The organism is uncultured Aquincola sp., from assembly GCF_964001545.1.
Classification (GTDB): domain Bacteria; phylum Pseudomonadota; class Gammaproteobacteria; order Burkholderiales; family Burkholderiaceae_C; genus Aquincola.
This window is the reverse complement of the sequence record NZ_CAXFDV010000865.1, coordinates 1-3,035: the sequence shown is the minus strand read 5'-3', so window position 1 is coordinate 3,035 and position 3,035 is coordinate 1. Positions and strand designations below refer to the sequence as shown.

The 3,035-nt window shown below is 70.8% G+C and carries 4 protein-coding genes; 1 reads left to right on the top strand and 3 read right to left on the bottom strand.

Annotation, left to right across the window (positions count from 1 at the left end; genetic code table 11):
• The 3 genes from ABNT58_RS29810 to ABNT58_RS29800 all read right to left on the bottom strand — a co-directional run.
• A partial coding sequence (locus tag ABNT58_RS29810) for an RNA polymerase sigma factor (protein ID WP_348756968.1) occupies positions 1–1,280 on the bottom strand: 1,280 nt, incomplete at its 3' end.
• Positions 1,277–1,684: a YciI family protein gene (locus ABNT58_RS29805; protein ID WP_348756967.1), complete on the bottom strand. Its 408-nt coding sequence runs from the start codon at positions 1,682–1,684 to the stop codon at positions 1,277–1,279. The genes ABNT58_RS29810 and ABNT58_RS29805, both read right to left, overlap by 4 nt.
• Positions 1,685–1,851: 167 nt before the next feature.
• Positions 1,852–2,208, bottom strand: a complete 357-nt coding sequence (locus ABNT58_RS29800; protein WP_348756966.1) for a YciI family protein — start codon at positions 2,206–2,208, stop codon at positions 1,852–1,854.
• A gap of 151 nt (positions 2,209–2,359) precedes the next feature.
• On the opposite strand from ABNT58_RS29800, the gene ahpC reads away from it, so the two are divergent.
• Positions 2,360–2,923 carry an alkyl hydroperoxide reductase subunit C gene (gene ahpC / locus ABNT58_RS29795; protein WP_250198436.1) on the top strand — a complete coding sequence of 188 codons (564 nt, stop codon included), beginning with the start codon at positions 2,360–2,362 and terminating at the stop codon, positions 2,921–2,923.
• Positions 2,924–3,035 lie beyond the last annotated feature (112 nt).

The window sequence follows — 3,035 nt, the reverse complement described above, 5'->3', positions numbered from 1 at the left end:
TGCGCCCGTTGCAGCAGCACGGCGCGGTCGCGCTCGTTCTGGGTCAGGGCGGCCGCTTCGCGGAAGGCGGTTTCGGCCTCCGCCCGGCGGCCCAGCCGCGTCAACAAGTCGGCCTTGACGCTGAAGAGCCAGGGGTAACGCGCCAGCGCCTTGTCCTGGGCCAATGCTTGCACCATCGGCCAGGCCGCTTCGGCGCCGCGCGCCATGCCCACCGCCACCGCATGGTTCAGGGCCACGACGGGCGACGGTGCGGCGGCCATCAAGGCCTCGTACAGGCGCTCGATCTGCGGCCAGTCGGTGGCTTCCGCCCGCGGCGCACGGGCATGGCAGGCAGCGATGGCGGCCTGCAGCGCATACGGGCCCCAGCCGGGCCCGGCCTCGGCCAGCGCCTGCGCCCGGGCCAGCGCGGCCAGCCCGCGGCGGATCAGCAGCGGGTCCCAGCGGCTGCGGTCCTGGTCGGCCAGCAGCACCGGCGCGCCCTGCGCGTCCACCCGCGCTGCCGCGCGCGAGCTTTGCAGTTCCAGCAGCGCCACCAGGCCTTGCGCCTCCGGCTCCTGGGGCACCAGCGCCGCCAGCACGCGGCCCAGGCGCAGCGCCTCGTCGCACAGCGCGGGGCGCATCCAGTCGGCACCCGCCGTCGCAGCATAGCCTTCGTTGTAGATGAGGTAGATGACGTCGAGCACTGAATCGAGCCGCTCGGTGCGGGCCTCGGCCGGCGGCACCTCGAAGGGCACGCGGGCCGCCGTCAGCGCCCGCTTGGCGCGCACGATGCGCTGGGCCACCGTGGGCTCGGGCACCAGGAAGGCGCGGGCGATCTCGGCGGTGGACAGGCCGCCCAGCAGCTTGAGCGTCAGCGCCACCCGCGCCTCGGTGGGCAGCACCGGGTGGCAGGCGGTGAAGATCAGCCGCAGCAGGTCGTCGCCGATGTCGTCCTGGCGCGCCGCGTCCAGCGCGTCGACGAAATCGGGCACCACATGGGTGCCCAGCGCATCGGCATCGGCGCCCAGTTCTTCATGCCGACGCTGCTGCATGGCCTGCTGGCGCAGGCGGTCGAGCGCACGGTGCCTGGCGGTGGTCATCAGCCAGGCGCCGGGGTTGTCGGGCAGGCCGTCGGCGGGCCAGTGCTCCAGCGCGGCGATGAGGGCGTCCTGCGCCAACTCCTCGGCCAGGCCGACGTCGCGCACCAGGCGGGCGACGGTGGCGATGATCTTCGACGCCTCCAGCCGCCACACCGCCTCGATGGCGCGGTGGGTGGGCGATGCGGCCGGCGGGGGCGTCATCCGGCGGCGGCGGGCGCGGCGGGCGGCGGCGGGAAGTCGCTGTCTTCGTACAGCTCGCGCACCTCGATCTCGGCCGGCACCTTCTCGCCCAGCGGGGCCGGAAAGCGGCGCGCCCATGCCATAGCCTCTTCGCGGCTGCGCACCTGGATGAGCGTGTAGCCGGCGATCAGCTCCTTGGTTTCGGCAAACGGCCCGTCGATCACCTGGCGCCGGCCATCGCCGGGGTAGCGGATGCGCCAGCCGTGGCGGCTCGGCTTGAGGCCATTGCCCTCCAGCAGCACGCCGGCGCGGGCCAGTTCGTCGTGGTAGGCCAGCATGGCGGGCAGCACCGTCTCGTCCTCGGGCAGCGGGTTGCCTTCGGCCTCGGTTTCGGGCGTGGCACGCACGATGATCATGAAACGCATGGTGGGGCTCCTGCGGGCCGGCGTGGCCCGTTCATGCACGACGAATCACCTATCGCCGCTTCGACGCGGCGGGTGCCCCGCCCGGGCCAGCGCCGGGCCGCTCCCAAGCAGGCCCGGGACCCTCTCGGAGGGTGGGGCCGCGTACCCGCGGCACCGGGTGCCCCGTTTCATTTGAAGCAGGGGGCGGCCTCGCGCACTTCCACCGTGCACCACTGGGCCGCCGGGCACTCGGCCGCGATGTCCAAAGCCGCCTCGCGGCTGGGCACCTCGATCAGGAAGAAGCCGCCGACCATCTCCTTGGTCTCGATGAAGGGCCCGTCGATCACGCTGCGGCGGCCTTCGCGCACCTGCAGCCGGGCCGTCTGCGGGCCCATGTCGGCCAGCGATTCGGCCGCCACCAGCACGCCGCGCGATTGCAGCTCGGCCGCGAAGCCCAACATGCGGTCGTAGAGCTGGCGCCCTTGCGCCTCGGTGCGCGTGGCGCGCTGGCCCAGGGGTTCACGGATCAGGAGCACGTACCGCATCTGCCACCTCCGACGACGTTGGTTCGCCATTCTGACGCCCTCGCGTCTTAGGCAAACTCAATCGGTCACATTGTTCTAATGAATCCACGCGATGCCCTGGAACGCCTAAAGTCACTCTCGGTCCACAACCCACCCACAACGAGGAACACACATGTCGCTGATCAACACCCAAGTCCAACCGTTCAAGACCCAGGCGTTCCACAACGGCAAGTTCGTTGACGTGACCGAGCAGACCCTCAAGGGCAAGTGGTCGGTCCTGATCTTCATGCCGGCAGCCTTCACCTTCAACTGCCCGACCGAGATCGAAGACGCGGCCGACAACTACGCCGAGTTCCAGAAGGTCGGCGCCGAGGTGTACATCGTCACCACCGACACGCACTTCTCGCACAAGGTGTGGCACGAAACCTCGCCGGCCGTCGGCAAGGCCAAGTTCCCTCTGGTCGGCGACCCGACCCACGCCCTGACCAACGCCTTCGGCGTGCACATCCCCGAAGAAGGCCTGGCCCTGCGCGGCACCTTCGTGGTGAACCCCGACGGCGTGATCAAGACCATGGAAGTGCACTCCAACGAGATCGCCCGTGACGTCAAGGAAACGCTGCGCAAGCTGAAGGCCGCCCAGTACACCGCCGCCCACCCGGGCCAGGTGTGCCCCGCCAAGTGGAACGAAGGCGCTGCCACCCTGACCCCGTCGCTGGACCTGGTCGGCAAGATCTGACGCCCCACCGATGACGAAGCTGAAGGCCGGCGCCGTGCCGGCCGACCAGGCTTCCCGCGCAGGCCGGCACCGCCGGTTTGCGCAGGCCCGAACCGGGCCCTGTTGAAAACGT